At 50.2% G+C, this 291-nt stretch carries 1 protein-coding gene; it reads right to left on the reverse strand.

Translation table 11 applies throughout. From position 1 onward, the window contains the following. Nucleotides 1-291 (reverse strand): amino acid permease (locus AVJ23_RS22020; protein WP_157772783.1); only part of this gene is annotated, 291 nt, incomplete at both ends.

Consider the following 291-nt stretch of genomic DNA (forward strand, 5'->3'; position numbering starts at 1 on the left):
AAAATCAGCGCGACGGCAAACGATGAAAAATCAAATTCCGCAGAGACCGATCGCGATGGCCGGAAATGCTCGAAATCGCCGTCTCCGAGTGTGAATCCCAAGATAATGAATAAGACTATGAAACCGACTTTATAGAGGGTCAACAGGTTTTGTATGCCTTTACCGATGTGTACGCTGTGCAGGTGAAGCAGTGAAAAAACCACAACGGCGGCAACGGCGAGCAGGGTGACCGGCGACAGTTGGATCCAGTCGTTTTCCAGTAAGGACAAACCGGGTTCTGACAGAGAGGTG

This window comes from Pseudoponticoccus marisrubri, assembly GCF_001482405.1.
In the GTDB taxonomy this organism is placed as follows: Bacteria; Pseudomonadota; Alphaproteobacteria; order Rhodobacterales; family Rhodobacteraceae; genus Pseudoponticoccus; species Pseudoponticoccus marisrubri.